Origin of the sequence: Clostridium sp. AF34-10BH, from assembly GCF_003478095.1 — a bacterium.
Taxonomy (GTDB): Bacteria; Bacillota; Clostridia; order Lachnospirales; family Lachnospiraceae; genus Acetatifactor; species Acetatifactor acetigignens.
On the sequence record NZ_QUEC01000014.1, the window covers coordinates 1 to 23,555 of the forward strand.

Annotated in this window: 17 protein-coding genes; 3 read left to right on the forward strand and 14 right to left on the reverse strand. The window is 46.0% G+C overall.

What is annotated here, in order from left to right:
* Window positions 1–49: 49 nt before the first annotated feature.
* Complete coding sequence (locus tag DWZ61_RS10490; RefSeq protein WP_118538410.1) at window positions 50–1,423, forward strand: sodium-dependent transporter; 1,374 nt, start codon at window positions 50–52, stop codon at window positions 1,421–1,423.
* A gap of 178 nt (window positions 1,424–1,601) precedes the next feature.
* Here DWZ61_RS10490 and DWZ61_RS10495 read toward each other — a convergent pair whose 3' ends face one another.
* The 9 genes from DWZ61_RS10495 to DWZ61_RS10535 form a co-directional block, all read right to left on the reverse strand.
* Window positions 1,602–3,266, reverse strand: coding sequence for an ABC transporter ATP-binding protein (locus DWZ61_RS10495; RefSeq protein ID WP_118538412.1), 1,665 nt, complete (start codon window positions 3,264–3,266; stop codon window positions 1,602–1,604).
* Window positions 3,253–5,028, reverse strand: coding sequence for an ABC transporter ATP-binding protein (locus DWZ61_RS10500; RefSeq protein ID WP_118538414.1), 1,776 nt, complete (start codon window positions 5,026–5,028; stop codon window positions 3,253–3,255). The genes DWZ61_RS10495 and DWZ61_RS10500 overlap by 14 nt, the downstream gene beginning before the upstream one ends.
* Window positions 5,012–5,497 carry a MarR family transcriptional regulator gene (locus DWZ61_RS10505; protein ID WP_118538416.1) on the reverse strand — a complete coding sequence of 162 codons (486 nt, stop codon included), beginning with the start codon at window positions 5,495–5,497 and terminating at the stop codon, window positions 5,012–5,014. The genes DWZ61_RS10500 and DWZ61_RS10505 overlap by 17 nt, the downstream gene beginning before the upstream one ends.
* A gap of 697 nt (window positions 5,498–6,194) precedes the next feature.
* Window positions 6,195–9,974: a type V CRISPR-associated protein Cas12a/Cpf1 gene (gene cas12a / locus DWZ61_RS10510; RefSeq protein WP_118538418.1), complete on the reverse strand. Its 3,780-nt coding sequence runs from the start codon at window positions 9,972–9,974 to the stop codon at window positions 6,195–6,197.
* 204 nt (window positions 9,975–10,178) lie between these two features.
* Entirely contained in the window at window positions 10,179–11,048 is an 870-nt protein-coding gene (gene metF / locus DWZ61_RS10515) for a methylenetetrahydrofolate reductase [NAD(P)H] (protein ID WP_118538420.1), read from the reverse strand.
* A 48-nt stretch (window positions 11,049–11,096) separates the two neighbouring features.
* Window positions 11,097–11,834, reverse strand: coding sequence for a GTP pyrophosphokinase family protein (locus DWZ61_RS10520; protein ID WP_118538422.1), 738 nt, complete (start codon window positions 11,832–11,834; stop codon window positions 11,097–11,099).
* 539 nt (window positions 11,835–12,373) lie between these two features.
* Complete coding sequence (locus tag DWZ61_RS10525) at window positions 12,374–12,505, reverse strand: hypothetical protein (protein WP_337631275.1); 132 nt, start codon at window positions 12,503–12,505, stop codon at window positions 12,374–12,376.
* A 28-nt stretch (window positions 12,506–12,533) separates the two neighbouring features.
* Window positions 12,534–13,853 (reverse strand): GHKL domain-containing protein, encoded by a 1,320-nt coding sequence (locus tag DWZ61_RS10530; protein WP_118538424.1) that lies wholly within the window; start codon window positions 13,851–13,853, stop codon window positions 12,534–12,536.
* Between the two features lies 1 nt (window position 13,854).
* Complete coding sequence (locus DWZ61_RS10535) at window positions 13,855–14,571, reverse strand: LytTR family DNA-binding domain-containing protein (RefSeq protein ID WP_118538426.1); 717 nt, start codon at window positions 14,569–14,571, stop codon at window positions 13,855–13,857.
* A 186-nt stretch (window positions 14,572–14,757) separates the two neighbouring features.
* Between DWZ61_RS10535 and DWZ61_RS10540 the strand changes: the two genes are divergently transcribed.
* Both DWZ61_RS10540 and DWZ61_RS10545 read left to right on the forward strand, forming a co-directional pair.
* Window positions 14,758–15,180, forward strand: a complete 423-nt coding sequence (locus DWZ61_RS10540) for a response regulator (protein WP_118538428.1) — start codon at window positions 14,758–14,760, stop codon at window positions 15,178–15,180.
* On the forward strand, window positions 15,180–17,243 hold the full coding sequence (locus tag DWZ61_RS10545; protein ID WP_118538430.1) for a hypothetical protein: 2,064 nt from the start codon (window positions 15,180–15,182) through the stop codon (window positions 17,241–17,243). Before DWZ61_RS10540 ends, DWZ61_RS10545 begins: the two co-directional genes overlap by 1 nt.
* A gap of 50 nt (window positions 17,244–17,293) precedes the next feature.
* Here DWZ61_RS10545 and manA read toward each other — a convergent pair whose 3' ends face one another.
* The 5 genes from manA to DWZ61_RS10570 all read right to left on the reverse strand — a co-directional run bounded on the left by manA (window position 17,294) and on the right by DWZ61_RS10570 (window position 23,554).
* Window positions 17,294–18,229, reverse strand: coding sequence for a mannose-6-phosphate isomerase, class I (manA, locus tag DWZ61_RS10550; protein WP_243026390.1), 936 nt, complete (start codon window positions 18,227–18,229; stop codon window positions 17,294–17,296).
* A 156-nt stretch (window positions 18,230–18,385) separates the two neighbouring features.
* On the reverse strand, window positions 18,386–20,011 hold the full coding sequence (locus DWZ61_RS10555) for an SGNH/GDSL hydrolase family protein (RefSeq protein WP_118538433.1): 1,626 nt from the start codon (window positions 20,009–20,011) through the stop codon (window positions 18,386–18,388).
* 50 nt (window positions 20,012–20,061) lie between these two features.
* Window positions 20,062–21,084, reverse strand: coding sequence for a glycoside hydrolase family 130 protein (locus DWZ61_RS10560; protein ID WP_118538435.1), 1,023 nt, complete (start codon window positions 21,082–21,084; stop codon window positions 20,062–20,064).
* 25 nt (window positions 21,085–21,109) lie between these two features.
* The gene (locus DWZ61_RS10565) at window positions 21,110–22,285 is read right to left on the reverse strand and encodes a hypothetical protein (RefSeq protein ID WP_022154803.1); all 1,176 of its coding nucleotides are present in this window, start codon (window positions 22,283–22,285) and stop codon (window positions 21,110–21,112) included.
* A 78-nt stretch (window positions 22,286–22,363) separates the two neighbouring features.
* The gene (locus DWZ61_RS10570; RefSeq protein WP_118538437.1) at window positions 22,364–23,554 is read right to left on the reverse strand and encodes an AGE family epimerase/isomerase; all 1,191 of its coding nucleotides are present in this window, start codon (window positions 23,552–23,554) and stop codon (window positions 22,364–22,366) included.
* Window position 23,555: the final 1 nt, after the last annotated feature.

The window sequence follows — 23,555 nt, forward strand, 5'->3', positions numbered from 1 at the left end:
TTCATAACTTGTTTGTGCCTTGAGCGAAGCGAAAGGAATGACAAAAACTATGAATCACAAAAAGAATAACAGAAGCTCATTTTCCGGCAAGATCGGTTTCGTCCTGTCGGCAGCCGGTGCCTCGGTAGGTCTGGGCAATATCTGGCGTTTCCCGTATCTGGCAGCCAAATACGGCGGTGGTATCTTTCTGCTGATCTATATTATCCTGGCGCTGACTTTCGGTTATACCATGATCGTGGCAGAGACATCACTGGGACGCATGACAGGCAAAAGCCCCGTAGGTGCCTTTCATACCTTCGGGAAATCCAAATGGTTGTCCTTCGGTGGATGGATCAACGCTATTATTCCTATTCTGATCGTTCCTTATTATTCCGTCATCGGCGGATGGGTGATCAAATATCTGGTGGAATATGCCAAGGGTCACGGACATGATCTGGCAGCAGACGGTTATTTTTCCACGTTTATTTCCAATGGTGTCTCTACAGAGCTGTGCTTTATCGTATTCACTCTGTGTACTCTGGGAATCATCTACGCCGGTGTCCGCAACGGTATCGAGCGCGTATCCCGCATTATGATGCCGATCCTGGTAGTGCTCTCCGTGGTCATCACAGTCTATTCTGTTACCAGACCGGGAGCACTGAGCGGCGTGAAGTATTTCCTGATCCCGAATCCTGCGAATTTCTCCTGGATGACCGTCGTAGCTGCCATGGGACAGATGTTCTACTCTCTGTCCATTGCCATGGGTATTCTCATCACCTTCGGCTCTTATATGAAAAAAGATGTCTCCATTGAAGGTTCCACGAAAAATGTGGAGATCTTTGATACTGCCATCGCGATCATGGCAGGTCTCATGATCATTCCCGCCGTGTTCGCATTTTCCGGCGGAGATCCCGATACCTTACAGGCTGGTCCTTCCCTGATGTTCATCACACTTCCCAAGGTCTTCGATAGCATGGGAATGGGCACCTTCGTAGGTATTATGTTCTTCGTACTGGTACTGTTCGCAGCCATGACCAGCTCCATTGCACTTACCGAAAGTGCTGTGTCTACTTTCGAGGACGAGCTTGGCTGGGGTCGTAAAAAATCTACCCTGATCATGGGTGTGATCATGCTGGCACTGGGAACGTTATCCTCACTGGGTTACGGACCGCTTGGTGCTGTGAAGATCATCGGCATGCAGTTCCTTGATTTCTTCGATTTCCTGACCAACTCCGTGATGATGCCTATTGCTGCCATCACCATCTGTCTACTGGTGTCCCGCGTCATCGGAGTAAAGGCTGTGGAAGAAGAAGTCATGCACGGAGAAGCCGCTTTCCGCCGCAAAAAGATATTCAATTTCATGATCAAGTATCTCTGCCCGGTATTTGCTGCGATTATTTTATTAAGCTCTGTGGCAAATGCATTTGGACTTATTTCTATGTAAGATGCCAGGGTCATAAACAAGAACCCCACGCTGTGCTCGCACAAACGTGGGGTTCTTGTTTCATGACCCGCTCCGATATTCGCATAAAAGGGAAGCGTCAGCTTCACGATATGCGAATACCGGGCAGGATTGTGAGAGTGCGCAGCACGGAGCAATCCGTCAGGCATCTTACATCTTACTATATGTTAATGATCCGTCCTGTCTCCGCATTTACTCTATGTGAAATTGAGATTACCGTTCTTCCTTCCGAGGCACGCTTCAGTGCCTGCAGCACCTCTTCCTCGGTCTGGGCATCCAGATTTGCCGTAATCTCATCCAACAGAAGGAGCTTCGGCTTCGCCACCGCAGCTCTGGCAATAGATAACAGCTGCCACTGTCCCTGGGAGAAGATCTCCTGGGTACAGGGAGTGTCATAGCCTTTTTCCAATTGTTCTATCGTCGCATCCAGTCCCGCAATTCTTGCAGCCCCCCGTACCTCTTCCATGGTAAAAGAATCGTCAAACAGCGTGATCTGATCCTTCACGGTACCGGGTACTCTATGAAAAGCCTGCTCCACATAGCCGTACAGGCTGCGCTTTTCATGTTCCGGAATCTGAAAAGCATCTCTTCCCTGAATCAGCACTTTACCCTCTCCCGGCTGATAGAGTCCCAACAACAGTTTGAAGACCGTACTCTTCCCTGCTCCGGTTCTTCCGGACAGTGTCACCTGTTCTCCGGGATATACTTGAAAATTTAAAGCCTGCAAAATCTTACGGTCATCATCCTCATAGCTAAAGGTCACATTTTGCAGTTCCACAAAAGGTTTTTCCGATCTATTCTGTGGTTCTGCCGGTTTTCCCCCGGAATTTCTCTCCGGCAATTCCTCCAACGCATAGAATTCATTGATCCGGTGCACACCCGCAATGGCGGACTGTATGGTCTGGATCTCCATTCCCAGACTCTCCACAGGGGTAAAAATCTGTGAGATATAGTTAATTACCGCTACCGCTGTACCTGCAGACATACCGAACAATGTCAGCACCTTTGCATTACCGGAGGCAGAAAACAGCATCACAACCGCCACCACGATAGCATTCAGGATCAGGATCACCGGGGAATAAATGGCATCATAAAAATTCGTGCGATCTACCGCGCGGTAGCTCTCCGCAATATATTCATCATACCGCTGCTCCATATAGCGCTCTTTTCCCAGCGTATGAATGGTACGGATATTGTGCAGCGTCTCCGGCACATGTCCGGATGCTCTGCCCACGGCGCAACGGTTCTCGATCTGGGCTTTCAGCATGTTTTTCTGCACCGTCCGGGTGAACCAATACAGAAATGGAAGCAGAACCAAAAGTACGATCGCCAGTCCTCTGTTTTTTAACCAGATCACCACCAGGATACTTATAATCTTACAGGCATCGGCGAACATACTGATGATTCCGGAGGTGAACAGGTTCTCCACCGTATCCGCATCCCCTACGAACCGGGATACGATAGTACCGGGTTCCTGCTTCGTCAGTTCCCCTGCCGTCAGGTTCGTATATTTCTCCATCATGCTGCTCCGCAGTGCATGTGTGATCTTCTGACCGAAGACCGTCAGCAGACCTTCCCGAAGGCTTTCGGTCAGACCGGTGAGCACTGTAAAAGCAAAATATAGTATCACCAATGCAACCGGAACTGCGTTTCCTACAGTGATCGTATCCACAATACTTCCGAGAATCCAGGGTGGCAAAAGTGCGGTTACAATGGCACCTACGACTGCCAACAGGATTCCCAGTGACAGCCCTGCATAACCTGTCACAGTCTGCCGAATCACGCTGCGGACATTTTTCACATTCTGTCTCTTATTTTTCTGCATGATCCGGACCTCCCTCCTGCGTACTGTGTGCATCAGCGCCATCTGCCTGTGCTTCATACAGTCTCGCATATTCCGGGAACTTTTCAAGGATCTGTTCGTGGGTTCCCGCGGTCACTTTTCCAGCCTCCATCCACAGCACCTGATCCATTTCGGGGAACAGATAGAGTCTGTGGGACAGCAGGATCACGATACTGTCCGCTGTAAACTTCCGCAGATTGGCGAAGACCTCTTCCTCCGTCTCACGATCCAGTGCGGAAAAAGGATCGTCCAGGATCAGGACCGGACGCTTATGGCACAGGGTTCTCGCCAATGCCAACCGCTGTGCCTGTCCACCGGAGAGCCGGATGCCGCCATTTCCCACAATGGTGTCCATACCCTCTTCCATCTCTGCCACTTCACCGTCGAAGCAGACTGCCTTCAGATACTTCTCCGGATCGTCATCATCGCCCAGCAGTATATTGTTACGGACACTGTCATTGAACAGCTCCGGATCATGTCCCAAATATCCTATCATGCCGGTGCGCTCCGCTTTGGTCATTTCGGATAATTCTTTGCCGTGGAAACGTATCCTTCCTTCGTAAGGGTATTCACAGAGAAAGGTCTTACCCAATGTGGACTTACCACACGCCACTGCTCCGGTGACACCGATGATCTGTCCCGGAGTGGCTGACAGATTGAAGTCCTCATAGATCTTCTCTCCGCCGGGATAAGCAAAGCTTACATGGGATACTTCCAGCGTTCCCGACTTCTGTACCAAGCTGTCGTCCTCATAAGTGGCTTCCTTCATCAGTGGCTTGATACGCTTCCAGGAGACCTGGGCTTTATGTACCGCATTGAATAGCTTCGCTGCATGAGAAGATTTCACGGCTAACTTCAAAAAGCAGGATAAAAACGTGGTAAACGCTGCCACATCCCATGATTTCCAGCCGGTGCCCAGCACATTTCTACTGCCGAAATACAGGATAAACAGTACGCCGATCATGGAGATGATCCGGTACAGCGGCGGAAATGCGGTACTCCAGATATTGGCCTTCACAGCAGATTTTTCATAAGCGGTAAGGTTCGCTTCATAGGCCTGCCTGCGCTCTTCCTCTCTGCCATAGACACGGTAAGTAACCGCATTGGTGGCTCTGTCCAGTGTTGCGGCATTTAAATCTCCAGATTGCTCCTTATAAGCAGCTCCGGTACGCTGCACGTTACGCTTCATCTTCTCCGCCAGCACATAAGATACCGGTAAAAACAGCATACCCAGAATTGCCAGACGCCAGTCGTAGAATAACAACATTCCTACATATGCTGCCAGTGCCACACCGGTATCGAAGATCTCTGTGGTAAATTTCCGCATACCCTCCGCACAGTCATCCACATCCAGGATTGCCTTGGTCATGACATTTCCGGCACCTTCTTCCTCCAGTTCGGCACGGCTTCTGTGCACCAGACTGTGGTACAGGATCTCTTTCATGTCACGATTCACATTATTGGCAAATCGTCTGACATAAAAACGTTTGATATAACGGGAAAGCTGCACGATGGCAATAGATATCACATACGCAGTCACCAGCACCAGCATATCTCGATATCCGGCGTTCCCACCCAGAATGTCCACCAGACATCCCGTCATCCGGCCCTCGAACCACGGTCCTGCCAGCAGTCCGAGATTATAGATCAGACCGGAGATTGTTACTGCCAGCAGCACCGGCCACTGGGTTTTGAAATAATACAGGATTTGATTCTTTTTCACTGCCTCAGATATCTGTTTCATCCTCTCCGGCTCCTTCTACCACACATTTTGCCACATTGACAAATCCTGCCCGACGTTCCTGCTTGGAACGCCAGTACAATGTATCCAGCGTCTTGCAGAATGCTTCCTTTTCTTCCTCCGGGAGTTCCGCCAGCAGCCATTCATAGAAGGCACTCTCGATGGCAGCCTTGGAATTTTTCAGCTGCTCTGCTTTCTCCGTAGCATAGAGCAACTGACTCCTTCCGTCTTCGGGATTGGGCTTCCGATAGAGATATCCCTTATTCTCCAGGCTGGCAGCCCGTCTCGCCGCAGCTCCCTTGTCGATCTTCAGCTGTTCCCGCACCGCCGCCTGGGTGATCCCCGGATTATGCCGCACCAGATGGATAAAGTCAAATTCCGCAGTCCCAATCCCATCTTCCTTCATGGTCTGCACCGTGAATTTACTCACTTCTCTTGCTATTTTCGTCATTTTTCGTTCTGTTGCATCCATGGTTCTACCTCTCTGTGTTGTATTCAGATAGCAGAAAAAGATGTACCTGCATCCAAAATGGATGATAGTACATCTTTTTTGTTCTGTCAATGACTTATTTGACGAGTTAATGTTGTGTTTCTGGTTATTTTAATCTATATATGTTAAAAAAACCGATCTACATTTAGTAGAAATTTTTTCTTATTATTTAACCTCAGCCATAATAAATACCTCTCTTTATCTACACTAGTAGAAATTCTTTCTTATTATTTAACCAAATGGCAGAAAAGCGAATGTTCAGTGATCTACACTAGTAGAAATTCTTTCTTATTATTTAACCACAAGTGTATCATGTGAAAGGGGGATATCTACACTAGTAGAAATTTTTTCTTATTATTTAACCCCTTATTTTGTGGTATTGCACAATTTGGGGCTTAATATGCTTATGTTTTATGCTCTTTTTTGTTATTATTTCACTAATTTTTTTTACAATAAACCTATCTACAGATATTTGAGGCTAGGTTTGTATTTTCTGTAATTATATTATCCTTTATTCGATCACTATTGTCAATTTCAAACACAGAATATTGTATCCTATGTCCGAATCACTTTATGGGCATTTGTTCCGTTCATCTGCGCTTCGGTCTGATAGGTCAGGTTGTCCTGACCTCCATATAATTTATGAAAATATATGGAGGCCGGGCATAAAATCTTCCATCTACAAATACCTTTTTTTCTGCATAAAATCAAACCATGTTTTATTATCCTGCACAAGTTTGTTCCTTGGGAACTGTTCGTTTTCCTTCCAGTTTTCTTTAATCTGTTTTACTTCATAAAGACCTTTCAGAGCAATACAATATGCACCATTTGCATCTGCATCCTGAGGCAAAGTTTTATCTGCTGTTGCGGTATCAAAGAACTCACCCTTATCATTTAATACTGGAGAAATCAGCCTGTCATATTCTCTGTCTTCCGACTCACTTCGGCTGTTCCGCATCTGAACTGTGAGTCGAAAAATATCAATAATTTCGGCTTCAATACCTTTTTCAACAATTTGACCTTTTAAATCTTTTCCGTCGTGGTACTCAATCCCTGCCCTCTGCAACATTTTTTCCATAGCATCGGTAAGTTCTACCTCCATCGATTGACTTGTATATTTTCCATTGACAACTATCCTCTTTAATCTCGTACCGTTAGTATACACTTTCCATTTTGTTGAAGCTAACATTGTTCCCTTTTTTATATAATTATTATAGTCAAATGAGAACTCAAACATTTTCTTATCCCTGTCATATCTTATTTCATCAAACTTCCCTACAAAATCCTGTCTGCTCTCTCGATTTGTCAGATTCTTAAATGAAAAAAGATTTACAAATCCTGTTGTTGGATCAATTTTAGAAGTATACCCAGCAGGAACATAAAAAATAAATCCGCACTGTTTCCCGACTTTTTTAAGGCTTTCCGGAATATAAGTTAACTGATAACCTCTTAACACTCCTCCTTCTTCACATACTTCTCTGTCTTTAAATACCAGATAATGCAATTTTTCAATTAACATCGTTTCAAACTTCTGATAAACCTGCCTCTCAACTTTAAATCTTCCTGTTTTAAATCCGTAATTCAAGTCTTCCATGGCTACAACTGCATTATATTTCACAACCAGTTGCGCAATATAGTGAATTACCATGGATAAGTAGCCTTCTTTTAACTCTTTGATTTTTTCTATTTCTTCCCAATTTTTTCTTGCTGCATCCCTGCTCTTCTCCCTATCCTTTAACTTCTGTTGATAATCATACCCATTAACAATGTTAAAGGAACGCTGCTCCCGTATATTCCCATGCACATCTACTACAGAAATATACAGTAGATTTCTTTCCCCTCTGTCAATTCCAATAATATGAATATCTTCTTTTTTAGCAATATATGCCAAAGTCCTTTCATTTACTGCAATATCACTTTTTGCCTTGAAATTAATGGTTATGGGAAGATGCAGAAAATAGTGGTCACAACAATAGCGATAATTTTTTACAATATCTTTTGTCGCAGTGAAGCTTTTAATCTTGCGTTCCTCGAGATATCTTTGGGCTTCTGTAGACAATTTTCCCCTTCCTATATGGTTCAAATAATTGTATATTTCTGTATAGTATTCCTCCGGTATGGAAACTCTGATTTCTTTATCACCTACCGTCTGTGTATAACTTCTATTTACCAAAACAGATCCCTTCTTATGTACAACCGGAGTTTTTATACTTGCTTTTCGGAAAAATAATTCTGCCTCTCCATTTAATTTCAAAACAATATCTTTGAGATTCTCTTCACTAAATAAATTTTTGAGATACATCGTATGCAGATTATCTTTTCCTGTGCTATGAACGGAAAAGTCTTTATTATATATCTGAAATAAAAATATTTGCCCCTTCTCATCCAGCTTTTGAATCTCATCAGCACTAATATACGTCCACTTAATTTGATACCCCTGCATTTCTACTTCTCTGTAAAATCCACTGATATCTTCATAGTCTTTGGTATCTGAAAAGTGAAAATCGTAATTCTTCCAATCAGGGTGTTTATGAATACATTCTTTATAGTAGTCAATCAAATCCCAGCAATATCCCAAATCAAATTTGGGCGATGACTTAATATGTCTCTTTTCGTTATATCCATCTAAAATGTGTTTTGACGGTTTATATGTCTCCTGACCTGACCGTGAAGTAATAAAAACCTTAGGCAACATTTTTGAAGGCCCCGGAAGAAGATTATAAATCATTTTTTTATAATCTCCTTTTTCTTCTTTTTCATGGCCTTTTATGATTTGTTTATCCGGTTTATTCCTTACATTAAAAATTCCCAAATAAAATTTTTGATCCCGCATCAGCAAAATTGCATTATTATCGTACTCTTTGCTTTGACTCCATCCGTTTGCCAATGTAGGAGAGCCGAAATGAAGCTTAAATTTTACTGTACTATATGGCTTCTGCGTAACATAGCTTCGAACATGATTATAAAGCGTTGTAATCCCCTCGAAGTCTTCCAAAACATCTTCTAACTCAGAATAAAAATAACTATCTTTTTCTATTATATCGCTTACGATAAAAGTCTGTCCCCACTGATATACATGCAAAAAGGAATCCAATATTGTCTTGATTTCCGTTGTCTTCTCCTTATTTTGCAGCAATTTTATGTCACTATTGCATACCAGCGGATCTGTAGAAATTTGTCCTGCCATATCACAAATCTCAGTAATACATTTTTTTGCTGATATTGTTCGATCCATTTCCGATCCATATAAGGAAATTATTTTATCTATATCAGCAATACTTCTATACTCTTCTTTTTTTGCAGCTGCTTCTGCTTTCTCTTCTTTCTTTTCCCCCTTACCGGGCAGCGCATCCATATATTCTTCTTTTATACATTTTCTTATAGTATCCCAGCTTCCATATAGCGCATTTGATATCTGCTCATATTTATTACTACTAATATATATCTTCCCCAGGTCATAATCATCACATTTTTGCCCTAAATGTACACATCTGCAAATAATTTCTTTCTCCTTCATTGTTTTTATAAATTCGTTTAAGGCATCATATACTTCCTGGTCTGATTCAAATCTAAACGGGATCTCATAATAGGAAGATTTTTTGCATAGTATTTGTTTATGTAGCTTTTTCATCCGAAAATCATTTTTGTTAATTCTATTTTTCTGGCAGAATTGATTCATATGTTCATTTATTTTCCCGCAAATGCCATTGTAATATTCTATTCCTGGCTGTGTTAATACTCTGTCATAGAAGTCTACCAAATATATATGTTTCATCTGCCATTCCTGCAACATATCTTTATATTCTTCTTCCATTCCACAGACTTCCTCCGGGTATTGTTGCTCTATTCGCTGAAACGCCCGCATATTCTGTAAATGAATTTCTGAATTTTCATTTACAATCCGAAAGCTTATGGCCGTAGAAATATTATCTTCAGAAAAATTGTTTCTCCGCTGATTAAAATAATTAGTAAATGCAGTAGCAAAACGCTGAAATAACACCCGTGTCTGCTCTTTCTCTGCCTTCTCCTCCTCAGTATACTCTTTATTATCTTTTATAAAGTTTGGAAGGATATCCGTAATTAATTTAGCATTAAACAGATCCTTAAATCTTTTATCACTGGTAAAATAGCAACAGATTTCTTTTCTTTTTTCGTTTTGTATTTTATCAAGATCTTTTCGTACTGATATGTCCTCCATCGTTTCTTCCATTTTTTGGAATAAGGAATTCCATTGTATTCCTTGAATTTGACCAAGTTTTTCCTCAATAAATGCCCTATAATAGTCATCCATGATTTCCTTTAATTCCTGTTGTTTTTCTGCTCGCAATTCATCATCACGGATGACCCCCATCTCTTCCATATGGATCTTTGTACTCTCTGTAGGAATCAATGCATTTCTTAATGTCTTTGATAAGGATTCTTTTCCAATAAAATCTTCAAGGCCTGTTTTATAATTCATATATTTTCCTCCCCTTGTTGTAAAATCTTATATCTAATTATATCCTCTACTATATTTTTTGTAAAGCTGTGTTATGCTATTTTTTCAAATAAAAACGCTCAGAGAACATTCCCTAAGCGTTTAATCATCATTTTATTTAATTGTGTTTATAGCATATATTTTCTTTTTAACCTGACAGCTTTAATCTACCAAAGTAGAAATTCTTTACGCCTTCAAAATCTCCGAAAGGTTCCTCTGGATCCCTGCCGCCACATCGGGCTTGTTCATGGAATAGACATGGACATGCTTCACTCCGTTCGCCAGCAGGTCGATGATCTGATCGGTGGCATAGGCGATGCCTGCCTGTTTCATGGCTTCCGGGTTGTCTCCGAAGCGGTCTACGATATTCTTAAAGCGCTCCGGCACATTACAGCCGGACAGTTTTACGGCATTTCTCACCTGTACGCCGCGGGTAATGGGCATGATGCCGGGAACGATGGGCACGGTAATCCCTGCTTCCCGCACACGGTACATGAAGTTGAAGAAGATATTGTTGTCGAAGAACATCTGGGTCGTCAGATACTCACATCCGGCATCCACCTTTGCCTTCAGTCCCTGAATATCCGCATTTTTGTTAGCAGAATCGGGATGAACTTCCGGGTAGCAGGCACCTCCTACGCAGAAATCTCCGTTCTCTTTGATAAAGCGTACCAGATCTGATGCATGGGTAAAATCTGTAAATACCTCCCCATCAAAATCCTTCGGAATATCTCCTCTCAGAGCCAGAATATTCTCGATTCCCGCCGCCTGCATTTCTGTAAGAGCTGCGCCGATACTGCTCCTGTCAGCACAGACACAGGTCAGATGCGCTACCGTAGGCACATTGTGCTGCTTCTGAATCTCTCCTGCCAAAGCAATGGTATGTCCCTTGGTACTACCGCCGGCACCATAAGTCACGCTCATATAAGCAGGCTGCAATGCCGCGATCCCCAGTGCTGCTGCCTCCACATTTCCGAAATCCGTACTCTTCTTCGGAGGAAATACCTCAAAAGAGAGCGTTGCTGTATCTTTATTCAAAATATCTCTGATCTTCATACAATTCTTCTCGCCTTTCCATCATCTACATACCTTCAGGCTACGTAATTACCCTTTGTTTTCCCGCAAAAAGATTGGCAGGAAATCCTGTTTCTCCTCTTCTGCGGTCTCACTCGCCGCAATGACATTCCGGATATTCTGCATCCGCTTATCCAGCGCTGCGCTCTGCTGCGCACAGTCATACAGCTCATCCTTTAAAAACTTCGACTGACTTTCCGGAATGTTTTTCTTATACTGCAGCTTGTGCTCCAGGCTTGCCCAGAAATCCATGGCTATGGTGCGGAACTGCACCTCCACATAGACCAGTTTCTTCGTATTCTGTAAAAAGATCGGCACCTGCACGATCAGATGCAGGCTCCGGTAGCCGCTCTCCTTGGGATTCTTTATATAATCCTTGCGCTCGATCAGAGTAATGTCATCCTGCCGTAAGAAACTCTCCGCCAGTTCGTAAATATCATCCGGGAAGGAACAGATGACCCGGACTCCGGCGATATCCCGGATATTCTCTTCGATGCCTTCCAGCGTCATGGGAATATTTTTCCGACGGATCTTACGCAGAATACTGTCATACGATTTGACTCTGGTCTTGATCCCTTCGATGGGATTGCGGTCGTATTCCAGGGAATACTCCTGATTCAAAACCTTGAATTTCGTCTCCACCTCCATGATGGCGCACTGATAATACGACATCAGTTCGTCCATGGGGCGCTTGTTTTTCTCAATCAGATCGAGGAATTGATCTGATAATAAATGTTGTTTGAAAAATTTACCTCTGATTGTATCCATGATATAACTCACTCTTTTATTGTCTCTATTTTTTGATCAATATTTTTTATGATAATCTATGATGAATCATAGATTATCATAAAAAATGTCTCCTTGCATACGGTATATCCATAGTATATACCATAGACAAGGCGGTATCAATCACTTCATAGTGAATCGATAGACTGCACCGAAAGACACCATATCTCGAGTTGAACATTTGTTCGATTTGTGTTATAATGTTATTGTGTAATCGAAACGAAAGCGGATGCGATTTTCCGATTGTTAGATGCCCTCTAGTAATACAAAGGAGGGGATGCCCATGAATACAATGGAAGTACTTACTCTGTTGTTAGTTGTCTTTGCAGCTCTATCATACATCGACAGACATGGTGACGATAATAACAAAAAGAAATAGCATCCCCCGACCAAAGTGAATGCTATTTCTTTTTAAGCTGAACTGAGGGCGAATCGGAATTTTCACTTCCGACCACCTTTCTAAGTAGATTATACACTATGAGGGGTTGAGAAATCAATCCCTCTTTTCATTGAAGAAATTTCTAGATGGTAGATGCAATGATCTGCATCTTCCCCTGTAATTCCACCTTACCGTATCCATCGGGCAGAATCAGATGGTCTCCCTTTTTCAGTCTGGTGCCGTTCAGGGTACCTTCTCCCTCTGCCACACTCATCAGCACAAAGGGCTTATCCTGCGTGCATTTATCCGCAGAGCATAACTTTAGCGGAGAAAACACCATTCTGACAGGCAAACGTACTTGCACCACCGCTTTTTTCTGCAATATGTTGGATTGACTGGATGCCGACGCCGTTTCCCTTTCGTTTGGAGGATTGAAAAACACCGTCCTTCTCCCTGATTTCGCCGTCATAGGCATTCTCAACTTCGATCAGAAGCAGCCGCCCGGCATGCAGGTATGCAGTGATTTTAATCTGCCGTCTGTCTGGTGCAGTGCGGATACTGGCTTCGAGCGCATTTTCCAACAAGTTGGACAAGACCAGACACATGTTGATCTCATCGATTGGAAGAGTCTGCGGCAGATCGAGCTTTGCACAAAAGGGAATGCCTTCGCGCTTTGCCAGGGCACAATAATAGCCGATGACGCTATCTGCTGCGCAGTTTTCGCAGAAGTGTATACCGAGATCCGGGATGCGGGAAATGTTTTTTTCAAGGTAGCTTTTCAATCTTTCCAGATCGCCGGTCTCAGCCAGTGCGGAAATTTGATTCAGTTGATGGCGCATATCATGCCGCGCCTGCCGCACTTCTTCGATGGCAGCTTTGAGATTCTCATAGCGCTGCTGCTGCAGGAAAAGAAGCTGGTTTTCCTGCTGTAATCTCGCGTTGCGGTTAAGACTGGTGGCCATTAGCAGGAAAATTGCGTTGAACAAGAGCAAAAGCAAAAGAAGTGCAATACTTATCACAATATATCCCTGCAATACACGACCGGTCCTAAGTGTCGTCTGATAGCGCGGAATCATAAAAAGGTTCAAAAAAATGAACACCAGCGGCAAAACCCAGAACACATACCATGTTTGCGCAAAATTATCATCCTCGACCATCACACGAACTGCATGGGTTGACGGATAGAACGCTGTCAGCACCAAAATCCAGCAAACAACATTATAAAATACACAGGCTGCAAGGCAGAACCACGGTTCGTCCTGTGGCAGCTGCATATGCAGAGCAATCATAACACTGATAGCTCGAGACAAGCTGTTGATGCATGCAAATACTGCGCAAACAGTCAGTGCAATTGTTCCGGATTTCCAGAGGGAGATTTTGAGCGTTCCGGTATATAGCCCAATTGCAAGCAATGTGATCCCTGCCAGGGCAGACGCAGTGGAAGCATGCAGCTGATAGCAGACGATCCCACCACCGATACATAATCCTGCCATCAGGGGGAGAATCCGGGCGGCAAGCTTTCCGGGGGACTGCTTCAGATAGGATTTTACAGGGAAATATGCAAGTAAAAGACCGGGGAGTACGACGGACAACTCCAGGATCGGACGCAGAATATCTTTCATCTCATACACCCCCTTGCAGCAGAAATTCCATAAATGCCTGCCTGGCAGGCTTCAAAAGTTCCTGGTTGACATATACGCGGCTACCGTCGGTCATGCAGAAAGCGGCGGCCTGAAAATCAACGGCATGTTCTAAATTGACAATCGTACCGCGGCCGCAGACAAAAAAGCGGGGATCTTTTTTCAGCGGCTCGGTAAATGCCTTAAAGCTTTGCCGCGTGGCAAGCGTTTTACCGGCAGTCGTGCGAATGTTGATCATATGAGCAAAATGCTCGGCAAAGATGATGTCCCTATAGCGAAGGCGAACGTCGCTGCCACTGACTTTCACCGTCAGAATCGGCTCAGGACGCGGAAGTTTAGCGAGCAGTTCAGCAAGCAGACCGGCAAGTTCTCCCTCGGAAAAAGGCTTCACGAGATAGTGAAATGCCCGCACCTGAAATCCTTCCAATGCATGGTCGGTAGATGTTGTGGTGAAGATCAGAAAGCAGTCTGCATCCATCTTCCGAAGTTCCTTTGCGGCATCCATGCCGCTTAATCCTTTCATGTAAATGTCCAAAAATGCCACAGTAAAGTGCCGTTCTTTTTCTGCTGCGAGAAAGCTCTCGCTGCTGTCAAATTCTAAAATCTCCGTCTCTACACCGTACAAGTTCAGCTGTCGCTCAAGCCGCATTTTCAACAGCGCACGTTCGGTCTCAATATCATCCACGATTGCTATTCTCATACTGGACTGACTCCTTTGTAAAAGATTCCAACTAAATTATATCATACCTGTCCAACACCGGCACCGTGAAAAAATCAGATTTCGTGACAGAATTGAGGCTTTCGTGCCAAACAACTTGAAAAGCGTTTGCATATCCGTATACTGACAAGCAGAAAGCATCAATGACGGCAGAAAGGAGGGAGTGCCGTGTACCACATTGCCGTGCTGACAAGTAGTGAAACACAGGAAGCCTTTTATATAGAGCAGCTTTCACGGTTCTGCTTTGAACGCGGTCTGTTTCCCAAAATGGACTGTTACCGTGGGCAGGAGTTGTTCTTTGATGTGGCGCGTATAAATGCGCCAACCTGCACTGTGATCGCACTTCCGGGGGTAGCAGGGTTGAATGCGGTGGAGCATCTGCGGACGCTTTTTCCCGAAATGCGCATCATCTGGTGCAGCGATCTGGATTTTTCCCTGCATGCGTTTCGGCTGCGTGTAGACTATTTTCTGTTAGAGCCAATAACAGAAGAAGCGTTTCAGCAGGGACTTTCTACATGGTTAGATGGGAAAAAAACGTCTGCCTTATTCCGGGTGGATCACAATAAACATAACATTGAGGAGGATTATTGATGAAAAAGAGAAAAAAGATTTATTCTGTATTTAGTTTCCTTCTGGCGGGAACACTGTGCCTATCTATGGCGGCCTGCGGTGGAACGCCCACACCGGCAGAGGACGAAACAACATCTTCTGCACCGTTATCCGGTGCACTGCCCGTGAAGGCTTTACAGCCAAAACACGTGGATGAAAACCCTTATATGGCAAAAAGTGATGCAAACATCCATCACGACGGCTACAACACCGACTCAACGGATGAAATTCTGCCGCTCGGCATCTATCCGGAAATCAATGTTTCCTTTGAGACAACGAACCCGAACGCCTCACCCGCGATTTACTTTGACAACTACGGTCACGCAGTCGTGCCATTGCTCGGCGGCATCGCCATCCGTGATCTGAATGCAACAGAGACGAAGACGCTCGGCTATTTTTCACCGATGCAGCATGATGGCGGTGGTTACGTCATCCAGAGTTCCTACACATTCCTTGACTCTAAAAACCGTATCGTCTGCCCGACGAGCAACAACCATGTACTGATACTGTGTACGACGGAGGAAGACGGCAGCGTCATTCCGGAATTCGAAAAGGTTCTGGATATCGATATCAAAGCGGCTGCTGAGACCGCGCTCGGCAAAGAGCTGACACAGAATCTTCTGTCCGTGGTCTTTGACTACGACGGAAACCTTTGGTTCGCCACCGGCGGCTTCCGGATCTATCCTGAGCGACAGCAGCAGGGTGTTCTCGGCTACATTGCCCACACAGCGATAGAATCGATTCTGAACGGCGAACAACCCGATCTTTCAAAAGCTGTCTTTGTTTACGGGCTGCCCCTTGGCGAGGGCGCAGAAAACGGCATTGCTGCCTCCAAAGACGGTGCGGTCATTCTGACGAACCAGAACTGCTACCTGTTGCGCGCGGAAGAAGGTGTGAACGTTGTGTGGTGCACGCCATATGAGAGTGTCGGTGCGAAGGTCAGCCACGATGGCGATAAGACAACCGGAGGCGGGCTTGCCTGGGGTGGTGGCTGCTCGCCCACACTGACACCAGACCTTGTACTATTCACCGACAACGCTGACCCCGTTAAGCTTCTCGCGCTCGACATGAAGACCGGAGAGGTCGTAGCCAGCATGCCTGTTTTGGATGATCTGCCCGATGGGTATCAGGTGGCGGTTGAGAACTCTGCAATCGTTTATGACGACGGTGAAGGCACCGTCAGCACGATCGTCTGCAACTGGTTCGGCGCCGGTAACGCAGGGCTTGCCGACCCTGACAATGACTCTTCGATTCAGAGCTACGCCAACATTTATGACCAGAACTGGCTGATGAAGGGTAATGTTATGATCGCCCCGGGCGTTGAACGGGTGGACACCTTAAAAACCGCTGATGGCTATGAAATGAAGAGCGTCTGGAGCCGGAACGATCTGCGCGACACGGCGATCATGAAACTCTCCACTGCAACAGGCTATATCTACGGTTACGTACAGGATTTGGATACCGGCATGTGGCAGTACATTATTTTGGACTTTGCAACGGGCGAAACCGTCTTCACGATGGATGTGTCCAACAAATACGGCTACAATAATATGGCCATCGGCATGTACACCGGCAGCAACGGAAATACGCTCTACTGCCCGACAGGCTATCTGGAACTGCTGCGTTTGCAGGATCGCTTCGTGTACCTGCCAGAGCTTCCGTACCGTGAGGTTGATCTTGATCAGGCGGCAAGAAATGTTCTTTCGCAGGATCAGTTTGCGCAGGATGGCGGTGAAGGTACGGTTGCAAGCTGGCACAACACCGCGACCATCTGCAACGTGCATCCCAACACCATGGTAGCCTTCCGTATGAACAACCTGTCCGGCAGTGCCTCCGATCTGACGCTCTACGCCTATGGTGCAGACGGCAAGCTGGAAAAGGTTGGCTCTGAACTGTGGTCGCTCACAGACGAGACCGGAGCAAATGTGACGGAGCTGACAGACGGCGTGCTCTATGAACTGCGCGTGACCGTCTCCGACGGCGGTGATTTCGACCTGAGCGAAACAGAAAAAGAAATCAAGCTATCCGTTGTACTTGGAAAGTAAATCTGTTTTAAAGACAGCTGTCATTTACCGGCTTTTGATCTGGCGTAAGCTTAGATCGTAGATGCGATGATCTGCATCCTGCCCTGTAACTCTACCTTACCGTAGCCGTCGGGCAGGATCAGGTGATTGCCCTTTTTTAAATGAGTACCGTTCAGGGTGCCTTCTCCCTCTACCACACTCATCAGTACAAAGGGCTTATCCTGCCAGGTCTCCACACGATGCTCCACGTCAATGCGGTATACGGTGTAGTAAGGACAGCGGATCAGCTGCTGGATCGCATCGTCCTTTTTCTCGGTATGCACCACGCTGTTCTCTGCGGATTTGGCAGGAACAGTGATAACATCGATACTCTGAGCGATATGTAGCTGTCTGGGCTGGCCATTGCTCAGTCTGTCATAATCGTATACACGGTAAGTAATGTCGCTGCTCTGCTGTGTCTCAAGAAGCAGTGTACCGCCCTTAATGGCATGTACGGTACCGGGATCGATCTGGATGAAGTCACCGGGCTTAATAGGGATCTCACGAATGAATTCTTTCCACTTGCCCTCATGAATCATCTGTTCCAGCTCTTCCTTCGTCTTTGCATTATGTCCGACCACCAGCGTAGCATTCTCCTTACAGTCTAAGATGAACCAGCACTCGGTTTTGCCCAGGGATCCGTTTTCATGTACCTTCGCATAAGCATCATCCGGATGCACCTGGATGCTTAAATCGTCCTTGGCATCAATGATCTTGATCAGTAACGGAAAACGATCCATTCCCGTATTGCCGAACAATTCCGGATGCTTCTCCCACAGCTCGGACAGCTTCATTCCCTTATAAGCGCCGCTTGCCACGGTGCCGTCTCCGTTGGGATGGGCGCTGATACCCCAGCACTCACCGATGTCGTCGCCCTCGATGGGGTACCCGAATTCTCTGTTTAACCGGGTACCGCCCCAGATATTGTGGGTGCACACCGGTGATAAAAAAATAATATCTTTGTTCATGATCATCTATCCTTTCCCATGATACTTACTATGTATTGCACTGCATCTTTCCCGTTATTCCGCTACTTAGCTTTGCAACGTCCGTTTCTGGAAAAATATTCTATCTGATATGTAACACATTTCTTCCGATCTGTCTACCTGACTTCCGTACTATGCCTATTCCGCTTCTGTTTCTGTTCTTACCCCGGATACAATCAATGACACCAGATAAAATCCGGCCTTATCGTTCTCGTGTGTCTCCGTGAGCTCGATTCTCACCCGGTGTTCCCCATAGGGCAGATGCTCCGCAATCGTTGCCAGTTCCATCTTATCTCCCCAGGTCTCATCAAAGGTTCCGTCCAACACGCACGCCGTCTCAGGGTTCTCATCCACCACTGCCGTGGCAATGGGTGCAGGTCCGTCCTTCACTCGGCGGTATTGCACGGCGGCACCGGTTCCCCGAAAAGCGAACTCCAGATAAGCTCCTTTTTCCCCGGCGCTCCATCCGTTGCGGAAAATATCCGTGATATCTCTCTGCGGTGTCATATCTTCTACAAAAACACTCTTCCCCGGTGTGGAATTAGAATATTGCAGTCTCACGCAATGCTCATAGGCATTTTCTGTCAGCGGAGCCGGGAAAATTTCCTGCGGCTCTTGCGTTTTATCATGGATCACCTTTTCCAGGAAGTTCGTGATCACGGATGCCACCAGTTCATGTCCCAGATCATTGGGGTGCAGGAAATCCGCAGTAATCTTCTCTGCCGGAAGTCTTCCTGCTGCCACTGCCGGATAGATGCTGTTCTGTATACTGATACAGGGCAGATCATAATGTCGTCCTACCTGCGCATGATAATATGCCGCACTTTTACCGGTATCATAATAGACATTATGGATCAGCACCATTGCCGGTGCGCTCGCACTGCCATAAATCTGCCTCACCAGGCCTTCGTAGGTCTCACAGAAATGCGGCGTACTGTGATCGTTCACGGAAAATTCTACAAATACCAGATCCGGCAGCCGCTGAAGCAGGTCTTCCTGTACTCTCGCCGCGCCGAACTGGGAATCGGTAGCTCCGATTCCGGCGTTCACATAATCAAATTCCGTATTGGGAAATACCTTTTTCAGCCAGCCAAATGTCCTTGCCGCATAACATTTGTCCGGATCCGTAGCGGAAAATCCCTGGGTAATGGAACCGCCGATAAATCCTACCGTAAGCCGCTCTCCTTTGGCTGCACGGTTCATAAAACCTTTCAGTCTGGTCAGGTTGCCCCGGTTCAGGATTCCGGCTTCTTTATCAATGATGTTCCCCGCACTCTTGCGGTTCTCATAGATGCTGTTTTCCAGAGTGCAATAACGTTTCGCCTTGTTTTTCAGAGTCTTGCCGATGCGGAAAATTTCCTCCGGGCGGTATCCTCTGGACTCCAGATAATAAATGCCGCTGTACAGGTTGATCGATACATCGGGGTATTTATCTCCGATCATAGCTTCGAACATGATCATAATATGACCGATCTTCTCTGCCGCAGCTTCCACATGATTGTCCAACAGCAATAGGAACTCATCCTTTTTCACATGGCACACCATTTCCTGTCCCTTCAGGTGCTTTTGAATGTGCGTCCCCAGATGGTACAGAAGGCTGTTTTTCACTTCCTCACTCATCTTCGCGGAAATCTCATCGTAATCCCGGATGCCCAGAAATACCTCTGCATACTGACCGTCCTGCCAGGGCAGGATCTGTTCCAGTTTTATCGAAAAGCTTTCCGTTGTCTCCACTCTGGCATATAATTCCTCTTTTTCCATCATACGCTGTCTCCAAAACCGCAAAGGACCCGCTCATCGCGGGTCCCTCGATTCTATCTTCTGCCTTCTTCCGTATCGCTTGTTGTGACCACGCTGTGTTCTTTGATATAGTCAACCACTTCATCGATGGTCGTAAACGCCAGCCCTACGTAGCTGTCTGCTGTGCCATAGTAAATGGCGATCTTGCCGCTCTCGGAATCATGGATGGTAGCGCAGGGGAAGCATACATTCGGTACAAATCCTCTCTCCTCATACCACTCTTCCGGTGTCAGCAGGAAGTTCTCACAACGATATTTTACGATGGACGGGTTGTCAATATCCAGGATCGCTCCACCGATGGAATAGACATAACCGTTACAGGTTCCGCTCACACCATGATAGAACAATAGCCATCCTTCGGAAGTCTCAATGGGAGCTGCACCGCCACCGATCTTTAAGGACTCCCACCATTCGGAAGACTTGCCCATCACATGTCTGTGTTTGCCCCAGAATACCATATCGGGGCTCTCACTGACGAAAATATCACCGAAGGGTGTATGCCCGCTGTCGGAAGGGCGGGACAGCATCATGAAATTGCCGTGTACTTTTCTGGGGAACAGTACGGCGTTACGGTTAAAAGGAAGGAACGGATTCTCGATTCTGGTAAACGTCTTGAAATCCGTGGTTTTCGCAATACCGATGGCTGCGCCGTAGAAATCCTGACACCAGATGATATAGTAGGTATCTTCTACCTTTACCAGTCTGGGATCATATGCATAAATCGGCATGAAAGGCTTGCCTTCTTCATCTACGAACTGGATCTTATTCTGATCAAAATCCCAGTGAATAGCATCCTTGCTGCGTCCTAAATAAATATAGGGAATACCGTTGACCTGTTCACCGCGGAACACGCCGATGAATTCATCCCCATAGGGCATTACCGCACTGTTGAAGATTCTGGCTACTCCTTCTACAGGATTTCTGCCAATGATAGGGTTCTCACTGTATCTCCATACCGGTGCACCGGTATGTCCTTCCGGTTTATCCTGCCAGGGTACATTAGGTACTGCAGGGCTGATCATCTTAACTTTGCTCATTCGAGTTACCTCATTTCTGCGTTATTTATCTTGCTTCCTGTTTTAAGAACTCTTCATTTCTGCGGATGAGTTCACATCTCTGTGCCACACACTCCACGCTTCTTCCGGGATCGGAAGGGGTGTGGAATACATAATCCACAAGCTTATCTATGGTAGTCGTTGCCACATGCATGCGGGTATCGCTGGATGCGTAGTAGATAAAGACTTCCCCCTTCTCATTCGCGATAGCACCGTTGGTAAATACTACGTTTGAAACATCTCCCACTCTCTCTTCCCCTCTGGGACCGATCAGCAGGCCCGAAGGCTCTGCGATCACTTTTGCAGGATCTTTCAGATCCGTTGCAAAAGCATAAATGACGTAACGTAAACCGGCTGCGGTATTACGTACTCCATGTGCGATATGTATCCAACCTCTGTCTGTTTTGATGGGGGTAGCGCCCGCACCGTTTTTGGCCTCGGTAATGGTGTGATATTTCCGCAGACTGGTCATGCGCTCTTCGTCGATCACTGCATGAGTGATGTCGTCGCACAGTCCGAAACCGATTCCTCCGCCGCTTCCGGTCTCGATGAAGTCATCCATCGGTCTGGTGTAGAAAGCATATTTGCCATCCACGAATTCCGGATGCAGCACTACATTTCTCTGCTGGGGAGAACGAAGGGTCTTTAAATTCTCCAGTCTCTCCCAGTGCTTTAAGTCTTTGGTTCTTACAATACCGGCAGCTGCTACTGCTGCGGACAGATCATTTACGGAGGTATCCTTGCTCTCGGAACAGAACACACCGTAGATGTAACCATCTTCATGCTTGGTGAGACGCATGTCGTACACATTGGTCTCTTCCGGACAAGTATCGTCCAACAGGATGGGATAGTCCCAGAAACGGAAACCATCGACACCGTTGTCACTCTCTGCCACACCAAAGAAAGACTTTCTGTCGTTGCCTTCGATACGGGCTACCAGATAATACTTACCGTTTAATTCAATCGCACCGGAATTCATGACCGCATTGATTCCCAGGCGCTCCATGAAATAAGGGTTGGTCTTGGGATTGAGATCATATCTCCAGGTCAGGGGAATATGTTCTCTGGTCAGAACCGGATATTCATAACGGTCATAAATACCGTTGTAGAAATCAGACTTTACATTTTTCCGGGAAAGCAGCTTCTCCTGCTTCTCTTTTTCTATGTAATAACGCTCTAACATATTAGGTATCCTCTCTTAAAATAAATCAATTATTCTGGAATACGCTTCATAACCTCCTGGAGGTCCCCCGTTACAGTTTTATTCGGGAATACGCTTCATGATCTCCATGCACATCCTGCCGTTATGGTAAGGGCATTTCCAAGGCTCCACAATGGGGCGGTCAGGATAGGGATTTCCTTCCGGATCCACTTCCCAGAACCATTCGGAACCGGGTCTCTTATCGATCACATGATCTCTGATAAATGCCCATTCCTTCTCTGCGGCTTCCAGATATTCCGTTTTCTCCGGCTCTTTCTCATAGCCGTTTAAGAAACCGATCACGGTCTCCGCCTGTACCCACCAGACTCTGTGTACATTCACGACACCTCTGTCACATTCATTGGCCAGAGAGTGTCCGTCGAATGCCACCTTATAGATCTGTGCGGTAAGGTCTCTGGTGATGGCATACATCTTCTGCGTCAGTTCCGGATCATCCAGAACCTTGCAGCCTCTGTCGATCAGCCATGCCGTCTCGATGTCGTGGCCGTAGGAATGCAGATTCAGAATGGTATTATAATGCTTATCGAAAAATACTTCCTGTCTGTGGAGCTTCGGATTATAAACTTTCTCAGCGAACACATCCATGATCCACAGAAGGCGTCTGCGCACTTTTTCATCCCCGGATACCCGGTACAGCTCCGTATAAGCTTCAAAAACATGAAGCAGGGTATTCATGGTCTTGTCTGCCAGAACACCGTTCTCCGACAATTTCTCATTGGATTCCGGTTTAAAGTCTCTGGTGAATGCTTCCAGATATCCCACCTCATCCATACACGTAGTCTCAATCAGAGTAAACAGCTTTTTCGCCAGCTCCAGGGCTTCTGCATCCCCGCTGGCCTCATAGTAAGAGGACAGCGCGTAGATGCAGAATGCCTGATTGTAGGTATGTTTTGTGGTATCCTTCGGGGTTCCGTCATAGTTTAGGGACCAGTAGATACCGCCATATTCTTTGTCCAGACAATGGTCTTTCAGGAAATCGTAGCCGTGCTTTGCTTCCTCCAACAGACTCTCGTCCTTCAACAGTGTATATGCGTTGGAGAAGAACCAGGTGATCCTGCTGTTCAGGATACAGCCTTTTTCCGCCTTTTTATCCAGATTCAGATCGTAGTCCAGAAAACCGTAATAACCGCCGAACTCGTCATCCCGCATCCCTTTCCAGAAAGGAATGATTCCTTCGGTCAGATGCTTTTTGATCTCTTCTCTCATTTTCTTTGTTTCCGCATTTTTCATG

What these genes read in the sequence shown, in the direction of transcription:
- DWZ61_RS10505 (WP_118538416.1), bottom strand. Translation starts at nt 5,497, where the DNA reads ATGGATGCAACAGAACGAAAAATGACGAAAATAGCAAGAGAAGTGAGT.
- manA (WP_243026390.1), bottom strand. Translation starts at nt 18,229, where the DNA reads ATGAACAAAGATATTATTTTTTTATCACCGGTGTGCACCCACAATATC.
- DWZ61_RS10495 (WP_118538412.1), bottom strand. Translation starts at nt 3,266, where the DNA reads ATGCAGAAAAATAAGAGACAGAATGTGAAAAATGTCCGCAGCGTGATT.
- DWZ61_RS10530 (WP_118538424.1), bottom strand. Translation starts at nt 13,853, where the DNA reads ATGAAAGATATTCTGCGTCCGATCCTGGAGTTGTCCGTCGTACTCCCC.
- DWZ61_RS10490 (WP_118538410.1), top strand. Translation starts at nt 50, where the DNA reads ATGAATCACAAAAAGAATAACAGAAGCTCATTTTCCGGCAAGATCGGT.
- DWZ61_RS10555 (WP_118538433.1), bottom strand. Translation starts at nt 20,011, where the DNA reads ATGATGGAAAAAGAGGAATTATATGCCAGAGTGGAGACAACGGAAAGC.
- DWZ61_RS10525 (WP_337631275.1), bottom strand. Translation starts at nt 12,505, where the DNA reads ATGAGTGTGGCAGAGGGAGAAGGTACCCTGAACGGCACCAGACTGAAA.
- DWZ61_RS10560 (WP_118538435.1), bottom strand. Translation starts at nt 21,084, where the DNA reads ATGAGCAAAGTTAAGATGATCAGCCCTGCAGTACCTAATGTACCCTGG.
- DWZ61_RS10520 (WP_118538422.1), bottom strand. Translation starts at nt 11,834, where the DNA reads ATGGATACAATCAGAGGTAAATTTTTCAAACAACATTTATTATCAGAT.
- DWZ61_RS10545 (WP_118538430.1), top strand. Translation starts at nt 15,180, where the DNA reads ATGAAAAAGAGAAAAAAGATTTATTCTGTATTTAGTTTCCTTCTGGCG.
- cas12a (WP_118538418.1), bottom strand. Translation starts at nt 9,974, where the DNA reads ATGAATTATAAAACAGGCCTTGAAGATTTTATTGGAAAAGAATCCTTA.
- DWZ61_RS10570 (WP_118538437.1), bottom strand. Translation starts at nt 23,554, where the DNA reads ATGAAAAATGCGGAAACAAAGAAAATGAGAGAAGAGATCAAAAAGCAT.
- DWZ61_RS10565 (WP_022154803.1), bottom strand. Translation starts at nt 22,285, where the DNA reads ATGTTAGAGCGTTATTACATAGAAAAAGAGAAGCAGGAGAAGCTGCTT.
- metF (WP_118538420.1), bottom strand. Translation starts at nt 11,048, where the DNA reads ATGAAGATCAGAGATATTTTGAATAAAGATACAGCAACGCTCTCTTTT.
- DWZ61_RS10535 (WP_118538426.1), bottom strand. Translation starts at nt 14,571, where the DNA reads ATGAGAATAGCAATCGTGGATGATATTGAGACCGAACGTGCGCTGTTG.
- DWZ61_RS10500 (WP_118538414.1), bottom strand. Translation starts at nt 5,028, where the DNA reads ATGAAACAGATATCTGAGGCAGTGAAAAAGAATCAAATCCTGTATTAT.